Annotated in this window: 23 protein-coding genes; 12 read left to right on the forward strand and 11 right to left on the reverse strand. The window is 64.0% G+C overall.

Annotation, left to right across the window (positions count from 1 at the left end; all coding sequences use genetic code 11):
- The first annotated feature begins 64 nt into the window (after window positions 1–64).
- The 6 genes from ABD928_RS06760 to ABD928_RS06785 are packed head-to-tail and all read left to right on the forward strand — an operon-like array spanning window position 65 to window position 3,980.
- Complete coding sequence (locus tag ABD928_RS06760; RefSeq protein WP_345167324.1) at window positions 65–1,936, forward strand: ribonucleoside-diphosphate reductase subunit alpha; 1,872 nt, start codon at window positions 65–67, stop codon at window positions 1,934–1,936.
- A complete protein-coding gene (locus ABD928_RS06765; RefSeq protein ID WP_187713712.1) occupies window positions 1,918–2,094 on the forward strand; it encodes a hypothetical protein in 177 nt (58 codons plus the stop codon). The genes ABD928_RS06760 and ABD928_RS06765 overlap by 19 nt, the downstream gene beginning before the upstream one ends.
- Window positions 2,091–2,291 carry a hypothetical protein gene (locus ABD928_RS06770; RefSeq protein ID WP_187713711.1) on the forward strand — a complete coding sequence of 67 codons (201 nt, stop codon included), beginning with the start codon at window positions 2,091–2,093 and terminating at the stop codon, window positions 2,289–2,291. The genes ABD928_RS06765 and ABD928_RS06770 overlap by 4 nt, the downstream gene beginning before the upstream one ends.
- Window positions 2,288–2,689, forward strand: coding sequence for a hypothetical protein (locus tag ABD928_RS06775; RefSeq protein ID WP_345167327.1), 402 nt, complete (start codon window positions 2,288–2,290; stop codon window positions 2,687–2,689). Before ABD928_RS06770 ends, ABD928_RS06775 begins: the two co-directional genes overlap by 4 nt.
- Complete coding sequence (locus tag ABD928_RS06780; RefSeq protein ID WP_187713709.1) at window positions 2,689–2,898, forward strand: hypothetical protein; 210 nt, start codon at window positions 2,689–2,691, stop codon at window positions 2,896–2,898. Before ABD928_RS06775 ends, ABD928_RS06780 begins: the two co-directional genes overlap by 1 nt.
- On the forward strand, window positions 2,898–3,980 hold the full coding sequence (locus tag ABD928_RS06785; protein ID WP_345167331.1) for a ribonucleotide-diphosphate reductase subunit beta: 1,083 nt from the start codon (window positions 2,898–2,900) through the stop codon (window positions 3,978–3,980). Before ABD928_RS06780 ends, ABD928_RS06785 begins: the two co-directional genes overlap by 1 nt.
- Before the next feature lie 138 nt (window positions 3,981–4,118).
- Here the strand turns inward: ABD928_RS06785 and ABD928_RS06790 are convergent, their stop codons facing one another.
- Window positions 4,119–4,511 (reverse strand): thermonuclease family protein, encoded by a 393-nt coding sequence (locus ABD928_RS06790; protein WP_345167334.1) that lies wholly within the window; start codon window positions 4,509–4,511, stop codon window positions 4,119–4,121.
- A 245-nt stretch (window positions 4,512–4,756) separates the two neighbouring features.
- Here ABD928_RS06790 and ABD928_RS06795 point away from each other — a divergent pair, with 245 nt between their 5' ends.
- Complete coding sequence (locus ABD928_RS06795; protein ID WP_187713708.1) at window positions 4,757–5,206, forward strand: DpnI domain-containing protein; 450 nt, start codon at window positions 4,757–4,759, stop codon at window positions 5,204–5,206.
- A gap of 119 nt (window positions 5,207–5,325) precedes the next feature.
- Here the strand turns inward: ABD928_RS06795 and ABD928_RS06800 are convergent, their stop codons facing one another.
- Both ABD928_RS06800 and ABD928_RS06805 read right to left on the reverse strand, forming a co-directional pair.
- Complete coding sequence (locus ABD928_RS06800; protein ID WP_345167336.1) at window positions 5,326–5,592, reverse strand: DUF2200 family protein; 267 nt, start codon at window positions 5,590–5,592, stop codon at window positions 5,326–5,328.
- A gap of 777 nt (window positions 5,593–6,369) precedes the next feature.
- Window positions 6,370–6,621 (reverse strand): hypothetical protein, encoded by a 252-nt coding sequence (locus ABD928_RS06805; protein WP_187713707.1) that lies wholly within the window; start codon window positions 6,619–6,621, stop codon window positions 6,370–6,372.
- Window positions 6,622–6,731: 110 nt separating this feature from the next.
- On the opposite strand from ABD928_RS06805, the gene ABD928_RS06810 reads away from it, so the two are divergent.
- Together ABD928_RS06810 and ABD928_RS06815 are read left to right on the forward strand one after the other, a co-directional pair.
- Complete coding sequence (locus ABD928_RS06810; RefSeq protein ID WP_223276093.1) at window positions 6,732–7,760, forward strand: L,D-transpeptidase family protein; 1,029 nt, start codon at window positions 6,732–6,734, stop codon at window positions 7,758–7,760.
- Window positions 7,761–7,806: 46 nt separating this feature from the next.
- Window positions 7,807–8,184 (forward strand): excalibur calcium-binding domain-containing protein, encoded by a 378-nt coding sequence (locus tag ABD928_RS06815; protein ID WP_223276092.1) that lies wholly within the window; start codon window positions 7,807–7,809, stop codon window positions 8,182–8,184.
- Here ABD928_RS06815 and ABD928_RS06820 read toward each other — a convergent pair.
- The 4 genes from ABD928_RS06820 to ppk2 form a co-directional block, all read right to left on the reverse strand.
- The gene (locus ABD928_RS06820; protein ID WP_187713705.1) at window positions 8,181–8,528 is read right to left on the reverse strand and encodes an HNH endonuclease; all 348 of its coding nucleotides are present in this window, start codon (window positions 8,526–8,528) and stop codon (window positions 8,181–8,183) included. The genes ABD928_RS06815 and ABD928_RS06820 overlap by 4 nt on opposite strands.
- Window positions 8,529–8,570: 42 nt before the next feature.
- Window positions 8,571–9,158 (reverse strand): hypothetical protein, encoded by a 588-nt coding sequence (locus tag ABD928_RS06825; RefSeq protein ID WP_345167344.1) that lies wholly within the window; start codon window positions 9,156–9,158, stop codon window positions 8,571–8,573.
- A 96-nt stretch (window positions 9,159–9,254) separates the two neighbouring features.
- Window positions 9,255–9,806, reverse strand: a complete 552-nt coding sequence (locus ABD928_RS06830; protein ID WP_345167347.1) for a thermonuclease family protein — start codon at window positions 9,804–9,806, stop codon at window positions 9,255–9,257.
- A complete protein-coding gene (ppk2, locus tag ABD928_RS06835; RefSeq protein WP_345167350.1) occupies window positions 9,806–10,585 on the reverse strand; it encodes a polyphosphate kinase 2 in 780 nt (259 codons plus the stop codon). Before ppk2 ends, ABD928_RS06830 begins: the two co-directional genes overlap by 1 nt.
- Window positions 10,586–10,648: 63 nt before the next feature.
- Here ppk2 and ABD928_RS06840 point away from each other — a divergent pair, with 63 nt between their 5' ends.
- Complete coding sequence (locus ABD928_RS06840; RefSeq protein ID WP_187713702.1) at window positions 10,649–11,089, forward strand: hypothetical protein; 441 nt, start codon at window positions 10,649–10,651, stop codon at window positions 11,087–11,089.
- Between the two features lie 6 nt (window positions 11,090–11,095).
- On the opposite strand, the gene ABD928_RS06845 is transcribed toward ABD928_RS06840, so the two are convergent.
- The gene (locus ABD928_RS06845; RefSeq protein WP_187713701.1) at window positions 11,096–11,737 is read right to left on the reverse strand and encodes a thermonuclease family protein; all 642 of its coding nucleotides are present in this window, start codon (window positions 11,735–11,737) and stop codon (window positions 11,096–11,098) included.
- Between the two features lie 156 nt (window positions 11,738–11,893).
- On the opposite strand from ABD928_RS06845, the gene ABD928_RS06850 reads away from it, so the two are divergent.
- Both ABD928_RS06850 and ABD928_RS06855 read left to right on the forward strand, forming a co-directional pair.
- Window positions 11,894–12,109, forward strand: a complete 216-nt coding sequence (locus ABD928_RS06850) for a hypothetical protein (RefSeq protein ID WP_345167355.1) — start codon at window positions 11,894–11,896, stop codon at window positions 12,107–12,109.
- A gap of 30 nt (window positions 12,110–12,139) precedes the next feature.
- Window positions 12,140–12,319 carry a hypothetical protein gene (locus tag ABD928_RS06855; protein WP_345167358.1) on the forward strand — a complete coding sequence of 60 codons (180 nt, stop codon included), beginning with the start codon at window positions 12,140–12,142 and terminating at the stop codon, window positions 12,317–12,319.
- Here the strand turns inward: ABD928_RS06855 and ABD928_RS06860 are convergent, their stop codons facing one another.
- From ABD928_RS06860 to ABD928_RS06870, 3 genes are read right to left on the reverse strand one after another with little or no spacing between them, the layout of a single operon-like run.
- A complete protein-coding gene (locus tag ABD928_RS06860; RefSeq protein WP_187713698.1) occupies window positions 12,320–12,718 on the reverse strand; it encodes an acyl-CoA thioesterase in 399 nt (132 codons plus the stop codon).
- Window positions 12,715–14,091: a hypothetical protein gene (locus ABD928_RS06865; RefSeq protein ID WP_187713697.1), complete on the reverse strand. Its 1,377-nt coding sequence runs from the start codon at window positions 14,089–14,091 to the stop codon at window positions 12,715–12,717. The genes ABD928_RS06860 and ABD928_RS06865 overlap by 4 nt, the downstream gene beginning before the upstream one ends.
- A complete protein-coding gene (locus tag ABD928_RS06870; RefSeq protein ID WP_345167362.1) occupies window positions 14,088–16,148 on the reverse strand; it encodes a S9 family peptidase in 2,061 nt (686 codons plus the stop codon). Before ABD928_RS06870 ends, ABD928_RS06865 begins: the two co-directional genes overlap by 4 nt.
- Window positions 16,149–16,269 lie beyond the last annotated feature (121 nt).

The raw sequence follows: 16,269 nt of genomic DNA on the forward strand, positions 1-16,269 counted from the left end.
TCCGAGTCGAACAATTGGTGAACAAAGGATCTCTTCGGAGGTCGGCAGCGGACGGGGAAGCGTGATGGATTTTTCAACCGGCTCAGAAGTACCGAGCGACGACACCGCAACCGCGGTCCGCACCAGCAAGACGGTCGACGCCCGGGCGTTTGACGTGACCACCGATGAGTCGCGCGATGCCTTGCTGACGGAATTCGGCAAGGAGACGCTGAAGGACCGTTATCTGCTCCCCGGCGAGACCAATCAGGACCTCTTCGCCCGCGTCGCTGCAGCCTACGCGGACGATGCCGAGCACGCCCAGCGCATCTACGACTACATCTCGAAGCTGTGGTTCATGCCGGCTACGCCTGTTCTCTCGAATGGCGGCACTGGCCGCGGCCTCCCGATCAGCTGCTACCTCAACAGTGTGTCCGACAGCCTCGACGGCATCGTTGGCACCTGGAACGAAAACGTCTGGCTCGCCTCGCGCGGCGGCGGCATCGGCACCTATTGGGGCAGCGTCCGCGGCATCGGCGAGCCGGTCGGCCTCAACGGCAAGACCAGCGGCATCATTCCGTTCGTCCGAGTGATGGACAGCCTGACGCTCGCCATTTCGCAGGGCTCGCTCCGCCGCGGTTCGGCTGCCTGCTACCTCGACATCAACCACCCGGAGATCGAGGAATTCCTCGAAATCCGGAAGCCGTCGGGCGACTTCAACCGCAAGGCGCTGAACCTGCACCACGGCGTGCTCGTCACCGACGAGTTCATGGAAGCGGTCCGCGACGGCGCCGGGTTCGAGCTGAAGTCCCCCAAGGACGGCAGCGTTCGCGGCAAGGTCGATGCCCGCACGTTGTTCCAGAAGCTGGTCGAGACCCGCCTCGCGACGGGCGAACCGTACATCATCTTCATCGACGCCGTGAACAAGACGATGCCGAAGCATCACCGCGATCTCGGCCTCAAGGTGTCGACCTCGAACCTCTGCTCGGAAATTACGCTTCCGACCGGCAAGGACCACCTCGGCGTCGACCGCACCGCCGTCTGCTGCCTCAGCTCGCTGAACCTCGAGACGTGGGACGAGTGGAAGGGCGACAAGACCTTCATCGAGGACGTCATGCGCTTCCTCGACAACGTCCTTTCCGACTACATCGCCCGCGCGCCGGACGAGATGGCGCGCGCCAAGTACAGCGCCGATCGCGAGCGCTCGGTCGGCCTCGGCGTCATGGGCTTCCACTCCTTCCTCCAGGCCCGCTCGATCCCGTTCGAGGGCGCGATGGCGAAGTCGTGGAACATGAAGATCTTCAAGCACATCCGTGCGCAGGTCGACGAAGCCTCGATGATGCTCGCCAAGGAGCGCGGGCCGTGCCCGGACGCCGCCGACATGGGCGTGATGGAGCGCTTCAGCTGCAAGATGGCGATCGCGCCGACCGCGTCGATCTCGATCATCTGCGGCGGCACCTCGGCCTGCATCGAGCCGATCCCGGCCAACGTCTACACGCACAAGACGCTGTCGGGCTCCTTCTCGATCCGCAATCCGCACCTCGAGAAGCTGCTCAAGGACAAGGCCAAGGACACCGACAAGGTGTGGAACTCGATCCTCGAGCAGGGCGGTTCCGTGCAGCACCTCGACTTCCTGACCCAGGAAGAAAAGGACGTGTTCAAGACCAGCTTCGAGATCGACCAGCGCTGGCTGCTGGAGCTTGCGGGCGACCGCACGCCGTTCATCGACCAGGCGCAGTCGCTGAACCTGTTCATCCCGGCCGACGTCGACAAGTGGGACCTCTTGATGCTCCACTTCCGCGCGTGGGAGCTGGGTATCAAGTCGCTTTATTACCTCCGCTCAAAGTCGGTGCAGCGCGCCGGTTTCGCCGGCGGGGTCGAGGCGGACAACACGCCCGAGCTTCGCGAAATCCAGGTCACCACGACCACGGACTATGACGAATGTCTCGCCTGCCAGTAATCTCGCCGCGGACGCGCAAGGTCGCCACGGTCGCCGGCTCCGTCGTCGGCGGGCTCCTCCTGCTCGACCTGATCGGCTTCCTTGCCACCGTCTATTTCAGCGCCGAGCTGCTGCAGTATGCGCAGAAGGCGGGCGTTGGGGAGTTGCTCAAGCGATGACCACCGCGCAGATCGTCGAGCTTGCCGCCGCGGCCGCGATCTTCGCGGGCGGAGTCTGGATGTACCGGCGGCCGCGCGGCGGCGACCAGTACGGCAGCCAGGGCGCGGTGATCCTGTTCGTTATCGCGCTGCTGCTCGTGATCCACGGCCTCGGCCTGCTCAACTACCAGCCGTCACCGGCGGAGCTTGGTCAGTGACCGCGCATAAGTTCACCAGTCCCCGGGTGGGGGAAAGAGGCCGGAGCCCGCGCGGCGGGGTGTCGCGCGCGTTCCGGCCTCGATTTGCCGCAGCCGCCGCGGCCGCCCTAGCCCTATCCGCCTGCGCCGCGACGCAGGACAGCGCCGCCGTCGCATCCGGCTCGCCCGGCTTCCTGCTGGGCCTGTGGCATGGCTTCATCTTCCCGGTCGCCTGGGTATTCTCGCTCTTCTTCAGCAAGGTCGCGATCTACGCCGTCCCCAACAACGGCGGCTGGTACGACTTCGGCTATTTCCTCGGCATCGTCGTGTTCGGCGTCGGCGCCCGCAAGGGCCAGGTCGTCTACCGCGACCGCAACGTCATCGACGTCAAGGCCAAGCGCGTCGAGGACATCGGCTGATGAGCGCCCTCGCCCTCTTCATGATCCTCGGCCCGATCGCCATATTGGCGGGCGTGGCCACGATGACCGTCGCCGTCCGCGGCGGCGTCGGCCAGAACCCTCGGAGCACCGCAATGCTGATCGCCGGAATGATGGCGGCCGCATTCGGACTGATGCTCACCGCCTTCGCGATCGCCGGTCGCGCACCACTTTCCCAAGGAGCCAACTGATGCCCCTGCTGCAGTCCAACAAAGCGTACAAGCCGTTCGAATACCCCTGGGCGTTCGAATATTGGAAGCGTCAGCAGCAGATCCACTGGATGCCGGAGGAAGTGCCGCTCGGCGAGGATTGTCGCGACTGGGCGCAGAAGCTCACCGAGCATGAGCGCAACCTGCTCACGCAGATCTTCCGCTTCTTCACGCAGGCCGACGTCGAGGTGCAGGACTGCTACCACGACAAGTATGGCCGCGTGTTCAAGCCGACCGAGATCAAGATGATGCTGACCGCTTTCTCCAACATGGAGACGGTGCACATCGCGGCCTACTCGCACCTGCTCGACACCATCGGCATGCCGGAGAGCGAGTACAGCGCCTTCCTCCAGTACAAGGAGATGAAGGACAAGCACGATTACCTGCAGCACTTCGGCGTCGACACCGACGAGGACATTGCCAAGACGCTGGCGATGTTCGGCGGCTTCACCGAGGGGCTGCAGCTGTTCGCCAGCTTCGCGATGCTGATGAACTTCCCGCGCTTCAACAAGATGAAGGGCATGGGCCAGATCGTCAGCTGGTCGGTCCGCGACGAGAGCCTTCACTGCGAAGGCATCATCCGTTTGTTCCACGCCTTCACCAAGGAACGGAACTGCCTGACCAAGTCGGTGAAGGAAGAGATCATCGACGCCTGCCAGAAGACGGTTCGGCTGGAAGATGCGTTCATCGACCTGGCGTTCGAGATGGGCCCGGTGGAGGGCATGACGCCCAAGCAGATCAAGAAGTACATCCGCTACATCGCCGACTGGCGGCTGGGGCAGCTCGGCTTCGCGCCGATCTACATGGTCGACGACCACCCGCTGCCGTGGCTCGCGCCGCTGCTGAACGGCGTCGAGCACGCCAACTTCTTCGAAACCCGCGCGACGGAATATTCGAAGGCGGCGACGCGTGGGAACTGGGGCGAGGTGTGGGACAATTTCGATCGCCGGCAGAAGGCGAAGGCGGCCGCGAACGATGGGTCAGGCGGCGAGGCGGCTGAGGCGGCGGCTGACAGTGCTGAGACTGGCGACATGTTCGAAAAGGCTGGAGTGGCGGCGGAGTGACTAGTGCTTGGTGCCCCTAGTTTCTCATCACGGCCTAGGATGAATAAAGGCGCACGCACTTGCTGTAGTTGCTGCGGCGACGGAAGCGCGACCTGACTAATTGCCCCGGAACTTATCGCGCCATAAGGTGCGATGAATTTACGGGGGCCCTATGGATTGGCGAAAGTTCTCAGTCACGACAGCTACGGCTTTGCTCGTGGCCATCATTTCTGGGGTACTTGTGTGGTGGCTCACCACCTCTTGCAGCCTTAGCGTCGCTCGGTCGCCAAGGGCTTTCTCTTCCTGACAATCGAACTCATGCGTTTCCGGCGCATCGATGTCGGCAATCCGGATGTTCTGCCCCTCCAGCCAGATCGTGTCGCCATCCACGACACAATTCGTCCCGCCGCCGATGTGACAAAGCCGAAAGTTTGCCGTGACGGCTTTCTCCCCGCTGGCAGTCAGCGCGGGAGAACTGAACCACGACATGGGCTTCGACTGCCAAGCGAACACCCCGGCGATCAACGCGCCGAAAATGGCGAAGCCAACCAACGTCTCGGCCAGAGGATTATTCCGACGCCTGCTATGCGATTGCCTACGGCGACCATACTTTCGCTCGATCTGCCGACGTGCCCAAAGGTCGCGCTTTTCCTTCGGGCTGAGTGCGTCATAAGCGTCCGGGCTAAGCCACTCACCTTGTCGGTCTTGCGGTCCCCGTCCCACATGAAATTGCTAGCCGACCGTTCTTGTGGAACGAAGCCTTTTCAGATCTACCGCTGGAAAAGCGGGAGATTCGGGTGGCGACCGACAAGCAAGACCTCGGCGAGCTAGGCGAAAAGCTCGTCGCCGCAACCTGCGATTGCCCCCAATGCAAGCGCACGAAAACACTCAAGCGCCTTCCAACAAACTTCCGTTGCGCCGACTTAATCTGCGACTTCTGCGGCTATCTCGCTCAGGTGAAGGCCACACGGGTCGATGATGTCGATCGGAAGCCGGACACAATCCTAGGAGCAGCTTGGGCGCCCCAAAAGGAGCGCATGGATTCCGGAATTTACTTTCCCCTGTTCATTGTTGCGGTGGGAAAGACGGACAAGCGAAAGGCAATCTACTACCTCTCCGCCGACCTTCAGGATGCATCGATCTTCGACGCCCGGAATCCGCTAAGCGCTACAGCCAGGCGTGCGGGGTGGCAGGGCTTCCTGTACCGCCTCACGCATGTCGCCGACAGGCTGGTTCGAATTGCCTGATTGGTTGGAAGAAGCCGTCCCGAAGTAAATTCGTGACGTCGAACAGGTTCGGCTTTGCCGACCCGCCGGCCGCTCTCCAGCTCTTCGCGTTGGCTCCCGAATTCTGCGAATTCGCTCACCTACGCTCGGAGGATCGCACCCATCGCCTTTCCCTTGGCGAGCTCGTCGATGAGCTTGTCGAGATAGCGGATCTCGCGCTCTACGTCCAATCTGACGACTAAATAGCCAGACCAATCCGCCCTTTGCGCGTCCGCAGGGTAATCTTCGCCGCTAATCCAGTATTTCCCCCTGATCTCCGTGGGAGGCTTCTGTAATGCTGCGAAAGTCTTGGGATCGATGCCCCAGCCGGGAAGCATCTCGTCAACGCACTTTCGAAGGGCGACCACTGCCTTCCCTGCTCCTTTATGGGGACGACCAGACTTCGACCGGGCAACTTCAAGCGAATTTCGCTCGAAGAAGCGAATGCTGCCGTGAACTCGTACGGAAGTTGAACGATGTGCAGGACGCGCGCGCCGCCTCGCGTTTCTACGGATGAAATCGCATCGAAACTTTGGCCGCCCGAACCGGCTTCCACACGGATGGAGCCTTCCAATCTCGGGACCCTATCGGGAGGACCGACGACATAAAGCTCGGGCTCGAAATCGCCCGGAGTCATCCAAAGCGAAAGGCCAAGCGTATGAATGCTGCCGGTTGTGATCGTGCAGTGGTTATCTTCGAAATCCGCGTTCCAGACGACGGGAGCCGATGGCGCCGCGGCTTGACCGGGCGCCGGCCCTTCAAGACAGATCGAGACGAGCGCGAGTCCGATTAACAAGCGGACGGCGAGTTGGCGCACGGCAATATCCTCCCCGAGCTTACCTGAGCGTAATGCGCGCCAGCCCCAACGCAACTGTCCCATACCCGCCGGTTCGTGATTTTGCTGTCCTACAGGCCCCTACTTGTGTCCTATCGTGCGGATGCATCCGCAAACCTTTGAAGGCCTGTCTCTCTCAACGCCATTCCACACGTGCACGCGGATGCCCGCACATGCGCGTAGAGGGGTCAACTTGGCGAACTTCCATGCTTCGCGAAAAGCATGCAACACGGTCAACTTGGTCAACTTCCCCTCAAGGGAAATCCAACATCGTCAACTTTCGCGAGGCGGCAGCGCGGCCGCCGACAACTCAATCAAGCGTGCCGTTGACCGTCACATCGCCCGGCGACCAGCCCGAATAGGCGCTGAAGCCCAGGGTGACGATGAAGATCGCGACCGCGAAGGCGACCACGCCGAACACCACCGTTCGTGTTTCTCGCTCGTCGGGGTCGCGGACGACGGTTTTCTTGACCGGCGGTGGCGGGTCGCGACGGATCTTGGATACGCGCACGGGCGCCGCAAGATCGACGGACTGCTTCCCGGGCTTGAGCGGACTGGCCATGCGCCGGATGCTACAGCCGCGTGGTTAGCATTGGGTTAGCGCTGATGCGCAATGGCATGCTTTAGCAGGTCATTATCATATGTTAGGCGTTGCGCTCCGAACTCCGCCAAGTGGAGCGTCTGACCATGATCCATCCGCGCCTGCCGTTCGCCCTTCGCATCGCCGCCGCTTCGCTTGCCCTCGCCTCCGTCGCCGCCTCGCCGGCCTTCGCGCAGGGATCGACGGTGACTTCGCCGATCGAGCTCGCCCGGCTGGCCCAGGACCTGAAGCCCGGCCAGTGGGTCTGGGCTCCGGAAGTCGCTCCCGACGGTCCGGTCCTGGTCTACGTCGACCTCGCCGCGCAGATCGCCACCGTCTACCGCAACGGCGTCCGCATCGCGGTCTCCACCGTCTCCTCCGGCAAGCCCGGCTACGAAACTCCGACCGGCGTGTTCACGATCCTGCAGAAGGATCCGAACCACCATTCGAGCAAGTATAACGACGCGCCGATGCCCTATCAGGAGCGGCTCACGTGGCAGGGCGTCGCGCTCCACGCCGGCGGCCTCCCGGGCTATCCCGAAAGCCACGGCTGCGTGCACTTGCCGCTGGAATTCTCGAAGCTGCTGTTCGGGATCACCCACATGGGCGGAACGGTGATCATCGCCAACAACTACGGACAGCCCGTCGTCGCGCCGTCGCCTGGCGTGCTCGAGCCGGACTCCGCGGGCCTCGGCAACAATACGCCGCTGGCCTCGGGCGAGGACTATCGCTGGACTCCGCAGGCGTCACCGAGCGGGCCGCTGACCATCATCGTCTCCAAGAGCGACCAGCGCGCTATCGTTCTTCGCAACGGAGTCGAGATCGGGCGTGCGCGGATCACGGTGCCGAACGCCGACTTCCAGACCCACGTCCTGACGGCCGCCGCCGCGCCCGGCGGGCTGCGCTGGATGTACGTCGCCGTGCCCGGCCACGACGGCGATCAGGGCAAGCCCGCCGACATCACCATTCTGTCTCAAGTCCATATGCCCGCGCCGTTCCAGCAGGCGCTGCGCGCTGCGATCGTTCCGGGGACGACCGCGCTGGTCACCGAGGCCAAGGTGCTGCCGACCACCACCGGCCAGACCCTCGCCGTCCTCGCCAGCGCGGATCCCGTGAAGTAGCCTTTACGCCTTCGAAACCCGCCCGTGCGATCATCGTCGCATGGAAATGAGAGGTCTTCTCATCGGCGCGATCGTAATTGGCGGACTGGCGGGCTTCGTCGGCCCCTCACTGCTGACCAGCGCGCCGACCTACGGTCCCAAGCCGTCCGCGGACGCCAAGGTGCGCCAGACGGCCAAGTCGCCCGCGCTCGTCCAGGTCCCGCAGACCGAAGAGCAGGACGTTGCCGACAGCGCCTGGTCGGCCGGCGAATCCGCCTCCGCCGCGCAGGAGCGCCATGCGGCCGAGAGGAGCGTGTTCTACGCCGGTTGCAACGAGGTGCGCGCGCTCGGCAAGGCCCCGCTCTACGCCGGCGATCCAGGTTATCGAGTCGAGATGGATGGCGACGGCGACGGAGTCGCCTGCGAACCGATTCGCCGCGGCTAGGCGCGCCGCCGCCTCTTCTGCTTCGACTTGGCGAACAGGTCGGATTCGTTCTTGATCCGGGCGCGCTCCTTGACCTCGGCGGTGTCGCAGCCGTGCTTCGCGTTGCAGCGGACGTGAGTCAGGCAGAGGTTGTCGAGCTCCTCGCTGCCGCCCGCCGACACCGGAACGATCATTTCCACCCTGGGCAGCATGTCGTGGCCGGTCGGAAGGTCGAACTGCATCGGCCGCTTGCAGCGCCGGCAATTGTCCCCGTCGCGGCCGCGAATCGCCGTCAGCCGCTGCGCGTTCTGATCGCGCCGGAACTTCCACGGATTTACGTAACGGATGATGATCGATCCGGTCATGCACCGCAGTCTAACCCGCGATGCTTACCGCGAAGTTAGCTTCTATTGGGCCGACGGAGCTGGAGCCGCTGTGGCGGCCGCCTGTGCCGCCGCCTTGGCCTTCAGCGCCGCGGCCTGCTCGGCCTCCTTTGCCTCGCGGGCGGCCTTGGCTTCCTTGTAGAGCTGATACTCGTCCGGCTGCGGATCGGTGATGAACATCTCGCCGACGTTCTCGCCTTTCACCGCCTTTTCGATCATCGTCGCTGCCGTGACAGCCGCCGCGAGCAGGTTGATCCCGGCCCCGTTCCGACAGCCCATGGGCCCTACCGCTTGGCACGACGTGTCCACCAGCCGCTCGGGCCGCCGGCGCTTCACCAGATTCTTCTTGATGCGCTGCGCTTCCAGCACGTCGGGGTCGATGCGATAGCCTTCCACCCGCGGCGCGCAGACGACGATTTCCTGCGTATCGCCCTTGACGTCCTTGGTCTCGACCGGCTTGCATGGATCGACTGCCGCCGCCGCAGGCACGACCTTCGGCTTGGGCACGGCAGGGAGCGCCGGCCCGTACTGCGCGGCCGCGGCCTCGGTCGCCTGCTCCGCTGCGGGCTGGGCTGCAGCCGCGGCGAGGAATATCGGCAGGGCACTCAACATAACGCCATCCTGCTTCAACGATGCCCCGCCGGGCAATGCCGGAGGGAAGATGAACAGAAGTTGCACCTGGAGTGCATTCTTCCGGGTCGGCACATCTTAGCACCAGCCCGGCTTGATCCCTCCGAGGTAGCGATGCGCGAGGCCGCTTTCGCGCATGTCGTCGGCGATGGACTGCTCGGTCCCGTTGGGCAAGGTCCGCCGGATCGTACGGAGATCGCGGCCATAGCGGTCCTGCTTGCCGTAGACCGGCGCGATCATCTCGAACGGACCCTGGTTGAGCAGTTGCCGGAGCTTTGCCGTCGCCTGTTCGCCAAGCCGCGCTTCTTCCGGGCAGTTCGGTTCATGCGTTTCAGGCGCGTCGATGCCGATGATCCGGACCTTGCGCTGGCCAAGCTTGAAGGTGTCGCCATCGATCACGCAGGCGTGCGAACGCCCGGGCCCGCACCGCGAGAAAGTCTCCGAGACGCGCTCCGGCTCACTCGACAGGAAGCCCGGCGGGTCGATCAGCATTGGGTCGGCACCCGCCCAGATCACGGCGAGCACAGCTGCCAGCCCGAACGGCCGGGCGACGAAAGCTATTCGCCCAAGCCGGCTTTGGCGTTTGCGGGGCCAGAAGCGCGGCGCCTGCGAACGCCGCCGAAATCGCATCAGGCGACCGGAGTGTTGGGAATCGGCTTCAGGACGCCAAACGTCTCCTTCGCCGGCTTGTGCCCGAGCGCCGGCCAATCGAGCTTGGCATCCTCGCACTTGGTGTCCGGCAGGCGATCGAGAAGGTCGCGGACGAGAGTCAGCCGGCCGCGACGCTGGTCGTTGAAATCGACCAGGGTCCACGGCGCCTCTTTCGTGTGGGTCGCCTTCAGCATCGCCTCCCGCGCCCGCGTGTAGTCGTCATATTTCTCCCGCGCAGCCTGGTCGATCGGCGAGAGCTTCCAGCGCTTCAGCGGATCCTCGACCCGTTCCGCGAAGCGTTCTTCCTGCTTCTCCTGATCGCAAGTCAGCCAATATTTGAAGAACAGGATGCCGTCGGCGACGAGCATCCGCTCGAATTGCGGGACGGCTTTCAGAAAGGCCGCGACCTGCTCCTCGGTCGCAAAGCCCATGACTTTCTCGACCCCTGCTCGGTTGTACCAGCTGCGGTCGAAGAGAGTGATCTGCCCGGCACAGGGCAGATGGGCGACGTAGCGCTGGAAGTACCACTGGCTGCGTTCTTCCTCGCTCGGCTTGGCCAAAGCGACGACATGACATTGACGGGGATTGAGCTGGCCAGCGACCGCCTGGATCGCACCCCCCTTCCCGGCGGTATCGCGGCCTTCGAACAGGACCACGACGCGCTGGCCGGTCGCCGCGACCCAATGCGCCATGCCGACCAGCTCTTCCTGCATGGGCTCCAGCAGCTTCTCGTATTTCTTGCGCTTGAGGTTCGACATTCGCCGCCTTTCCCCAGATGGAAAGCCAGCCTAACGTCAGTGATCGGAAACAGGGAGTCCGTGATGCGCAAGACAGCCTGCCTGACACTCCTCAGCCTTGCAGTGCTCCCGCCGTCGACCGCTATCGCCGCGCCGACCCCACGCGGGCAAGTGATTGCGATTGCCTGTGCGGGCGCGGTCGTGACCGAAGGCCGCAAAGTCGCGAAGGACAACGACCTCAAACATGGACAGAACCCCAAGGCCTGCTTTGGCCGGATGCAGATCTACGATGGCCCGAACCGTCAGTTCGTCGTAGTCGCGCCCTCGACATCGTGTCCGGGCGGCAAGGCCATCGACGTCTACGAGCGTTCGAACGCGGGATCCTGGTACAGCTTCTTCGAGAAGCCGGTTTGCGGATCGAAGCTTTCGATCGGACCGAAAGACCCGTGGGGCGACTGGATGCTGACGATTGACGGCAAGCATTACGACAGCCGCGGCCAGTTCTACGTCCCCGTCACATACTAAGGGCGGTCAGCACCAGCTGCGGGTCATGTCCCCGATGTTCCGCGCGAACCCGGCTTCGACCATCTCCCGGCCGACTTCCCTGCCATTGATCGAGACGGTCCTCAGCAGCAGGCCGTAGCGATCGAGGTCCGGGGCGACCTTCGTCATTTCGATCTCACCGGAGTTCAGCAGGGCCTGCAGCCTCCTGGCGGACGCGCGACCTAGCTCCGCTTCCTTCGGGCAAGTCGCGCCGTAGACCTGAGGCGCTTCGATCCCGGCAATCCGGACCGTCTTGCCTCCGAGGTAAAAGGTGTCGCCGCTGACGACACAATTGGTCACTCCGCCTTCGCCGCAGGAGCCGAAGACAAGACCACGGCTCCTTGAAGAGGCTTCGGACGGGCGGCCGATGCCGCCTTGGAGCCACCCGCTTGCCCACAGGCTGATTCCAATCGCGACCAGGACAGCGAGGATCGGGATGAGGAAACCGCGTCGCTTCGGCCTTGGCGCGTCATGACGGGGTCGAGACCCGTAGGCCGCAAGCTTGCCGGGAGCCGTGGCTGCGGCTTCGCGAATATGGTCGTCGGCGTTCGGCCAGTAGTCGGCAAAACGCGTCCATCGCCGCGAGTCCTGCGGCTCATCGGGTACGAGATTGTCTCTGCGCCTCGCCAATTGGTCTTCCCGCGAATCGCTCCGTCAACGAACGGAGCCAAGCAACGGATGCATCGCCGTGGAAAGAGGCAATTCGGCGGGACGAGGCCGGAAAAAGTGAAGGCGCGCGCAATTCGTCCTTAACCGGCGCTGCGCGATACTTTGCGCATGGTACCGATGCGAGGCAGCACGATCTTCAGGAGCCGCTGGATGGCGTTGCTGTGGGCCGCCGGTATCCTGTGGCTCGCCTACGATGTCGCCGGTCCCGATGACACGCAATCCAATGGCGAGACCAACGTGACCGACGTCAGCGGCGCACCGGTGACCGACGCCGATCAGAAGGCCCTGCAGGAAGCGCTCAACAGCATCGGAACGGTCGCGTGCGCGACATGACGCTGTCATCGTACTGTTGGATAGCCCTCGGTGGCCGAACCTTCGGCCGAGGGGGACGGAACAATGCTCGTGATTGCGATCCTTCTGACTCTATCAGCGCTGGCGACGGTCATTGCGTTGATCGTGGCCTACCCCTTGTTCCGGATTATCGTCCTGGCTTGCGGTAGCTGGTCGGAATCCGTGCAGGAGGCGACCGCAAAGCTCGGCTGATCAGTCGAGGAAGGGGGCGATCACGTCTGGCGGAACCCGGATCGGCCGGCCCGCTGCACGGTCGATGATAGCCCAGCTGGTGCGCGCACGAACGCAGGTCTTGCCGTCCGGTCCGATGAACCCGACCAGGCGGTCGAAGCGGGCGCCCTTGGGTGCTTCTCCAACCCAGGTCCGGCCAAGCACGCGATCGCCTTCGACAGCGGCGCGGAGATAGTCGATTTCGTGCCGCACCACGACCCAGAAGTAGGCGGCGTCATGCTGCGGGTCAGCAACCGAATACCAATGGGAGACCGCAATCTCCTGGATCCACTGCACCCAGACTGCATTGTTGACGTGCCCGAGCTCGTCGATGTGCTCGGGCGCAGCCAGGAATTCGAGCTCGAAGACCGGTTTCGTCATTGCAGTTGCGGCACTCCGTTCTGGTCGAGGACGAAGGGAATAGCAGAACCGCGCAACAGGTTCGCGATGGTCGCTTTCGGTTGCGGTGTCCCACGCTCGACCATGGCGTGGATCGTGGTGACCTGGGCCTGGGTGCCGCCCGCCCGAGCGAGGGCCGTGAGCCATTCGTCCAGGCTGACTTCGCGATCCGCGCGATTGGCGGCGATCAGGTTGCGAACGAAAGCGTAGAAGTCGCCGCGGCTGACCTTCTCGGCGACCAGGGCGAACAGGACTCCGCACGCATAGTTTGCACGAACCTGGTTGCGATCGATCGCCGTAGCGATCGGCTGGTTCGCGAGCTGCACGCAATCGCGCAGGCCCTCGTTGAGCTTGGTCCGCGGGTCGAAGGCCGGATTGAGGCTCTGCACGGTGCGGGTCGCCAGCAAATCCGCGCCGCCTTCCATGATCCAGCTGTCGCGCTGGGACGCATAGTGAATGCTCTGCCCGAGCCAGAAGTGCGACGCTTCGTGCGCGATGAACCAGTGGGCCATATCCGCCAGCGCCGGAATCGGCTGGAGCGCCTGGCGGCCTTCGAAGCGCATCAGGATCAGGCCCTTCAGTGTTCCGCCGTTCATGCTGACGCCGTCGCGCTGGGAACCTTCCCAGGCGGCCAGGATGGTCGGTTGCGTGATCCCGGGCGGGCCCAGTCGGGCGGTGAGCGACTGCATGACGCGCGGCGAATAGGATGCAAGGTCGTCGGCGATCCATTGCGGCAGGTCGCCGTCGAGGACCGTCGCGACGCCGTTGCGGACAACCGCCTTGGGAACGTCGTAGAGGCCGTATGTGCCTTCGCTGTTGCCGCGCCGGTATCCTTCGACATCGCCGGCGAGGCGCAGATTGCCGCCGCGGAAGCGGACGCCGGTGCCGGTGTCGGTCATGAGCCGCGGATCGCCACTGGAGCTCAGCCGGTCCAGCACATCGGCTCGGCCGACCGAAAAAAGCGCGAAGTGCCCGTCGAATACTGCGACGCTTCGTCCGCCGAGGCGAAGCGCCGGCACGTAGTCCGCCAGCAAGTCGCCCGTGAACGGATCGAAGCGGACGCGGACTTTGAGCGGAACGGGCCGGGCATTGGTGGAGACGAAGGCGTCGAAGCTGCCGCGGCGCTGCAGCGCGACACCAGGCGTCAGCACTCGCCAGCTTTGCAGGCGCCACGATTGCTGGGTCCCAGCATCGGGCGAGGAGCGGAAAAAGCCCCACGCCGGGGCCGCTCGTGGCAAAGTGAATTCGGCCAGGAAAGCGTCGCCGTCGCGTTGGACCGTGACTTCGACCGGCTGCGCCGTGGCGGCCGTTACAGGCAGGAGGACCAGCGCGAGCAGCGCCAGCACAAGCCTCATTCGCAAACCTCTGTCAGGACGAAGGCGTAAGTCTCGGCAATCTCGTGCAGGCGCTCCCAGCGGCCGGACTTGCCGCCGTGCCCCGCCCCCATGTTGATCTTCAGCATCAGGCGATTGTCGTCGGTCTTGCTGGCGCGAAGCTTGGCAGCCCATTTCGCGGGCTCCCAATAGGTCACGCGCGGGTCGTTGAGGCCGCCGGTGATCAGCATCGGGGGATGAGCCTGGCGCTGGACGTTGTCGTAGGGGGAGTAGCTGCGGATCAGGTCGAACGCGGCCTTGTCGGTGATCGGATTGCCCCATTCCGGCCATTCGCCGGGCGTCAACGGCAGCGTATCGTCGAGCATGGTGTTGAGCACGTCGACGAAGGGAACGTCGGCAACGACCGCGCCCCACAGGTCAGGGTCGGAGTTCACCACCGCGCCCATCAGCTCGCCGCCGGCCGAGCCGCCGTTGATGCCGATCCCTCCCTTGTGGGTGAAGCCTTCCGCGATCAGGCCCTTGGCGACATCGACGAAGTCATTGAAGGTGTTGGTACGCTTCTCGAGCTTGCCGTCGAGGAACCATTGGTAGCCGAGGTCGTCGCCACCGCGGATGTGGGCGATGGCATAGGCCCAGCCGCGATCGAGCAGGCTGATGCGATTGGTGTTGAACGCGGGCGGAATAGCGAGGCCGTAGGCGCCATAAGCGTAGAGGAAGAGCTTGCCGCTGCCGTCCTTGCTGAAGCCCTTCGGATAGACGACGGAAACCGGGATCCTCACGCCGTCGCGACCGGTGACCATCAGCCGCTCGGTCCCATATTTCGAGGCATCGTAGCCGGACGGGATCTCCTGGATCTTGCGGACTTCAAGCCGGTCGTCGGCAGGGTGATAGTCGTAAATGGTGGCGGGCGTGACCAGCGACGAATAGGCCAGCCGGTACGCCTCCGGAGCGAATTCGGGATTGCCGAGGAATGCCGCGCTGTAGCTCGCTTCCTCGAACGGGATGCGGCGCTCCTCGCCCGAATAGGTGCGAAGGATCAGCTGATCGAGGCCGTCCACGCGCTGCTGGATCGCAAGGTGGTCGCGGTAGGATGTGACGTGCCGAAGGTAGACGCGGTCCGATCCCGGAATGACGATCGTCCAGTCCCCAGGGTTGGCCAGGTCGGCCTCGGCGAGGCGAAAGTTCACATGCTCGTCGTTGGTGAGGATCCACAGCTTCCCGTGCGCAGCATCGATTTCGTACTGGCGCTTCTCCTGGCGCGGTGAAACGAGGGTGAGTGGCTGCGTCGGATCGTCCGCGCCGACGAACCGGACTTCGCTGGTCGCATTGTCGCCGGTGGCGATGATGATCAGGCTGCGGTCCTGCGAATGGCCGACGCCGACCGAGAAGCCGAGTTCTTCTGTCTCCTCGTAGAGCGTGACGTCCTGGTCGGCTGGCGTGCCTAGCCGGTGGAAGCGGGCGCGGTAGCTGCGCCAGTTCTCGTTGACCTCGGTGAAGACAATGCCGTCGGAACCGCTCGTCCAGACGGCGGAACCGATGCCGACGTCGGTGACGGTTTCGAGGTCCTCGCCAGTCGCGAGGTCGCGGATGCGGATGGCGAAGCGCTCCGCGCCGCTGTCGTCGACGTAGACTGCGGCAAGCCGGCCGTCCGGGCTGACCTCCAACGCGCCGAGCCGGAAATAGTCCTTGCCTTCCGCCTCCGCGGGTTCGTCGAAGATGACCTGATCGTCGCCGCCCGCGACAGGCCTCCGGTACCACGTGCGATATTGCGCGCCCGGTCTGAACGCCCACCAGTAGAAATAGTCGCCGTCGCGGATCGGGACCGAGGATTCGTCTTCCTTGATTCGCCCCTTCATCTCCTCGAACAGCTGATCGAGGAGGGCCTGGTGTTGCTCCCGCCACTGTTCGAAATAGTCGTTCTCGGCCGTGAGATAGGCGAGCACGTCGGTGTCCGTGACCTGCGGATATCCTTGGTCGCGGAGCCAGTGCCACGGATCCTCCACTGTCACGCCGTGGCGCTCGTAGCTGTAGGGCCGTTGTTCGGCCTGGGGCGGCAAGGATGCGACGGTTTGGTCCATGCCCAGGCTCTTAGCGCGGTGGTGCGCCACGGGAAGTGGAACCGAGCTCGAAAAAAATTTCGTCAAAACGGGACAGCGCCGTAACGGACTCGTTAACAGAGGCGTCGCAATAGGATATTAA

The sequence above is a fragment of the Sphingomonas daechungensis genome, from assembly GCF_039543105.1.
In the GTDB taxonomy this organism is placed as follows: Bacteria; Pseudomonadota; Alphaproteobacteria; order Sphingomonadales; family Sphingomonadaceae; genus Sphingomicrobium; species Sphingomicrobium daechungense.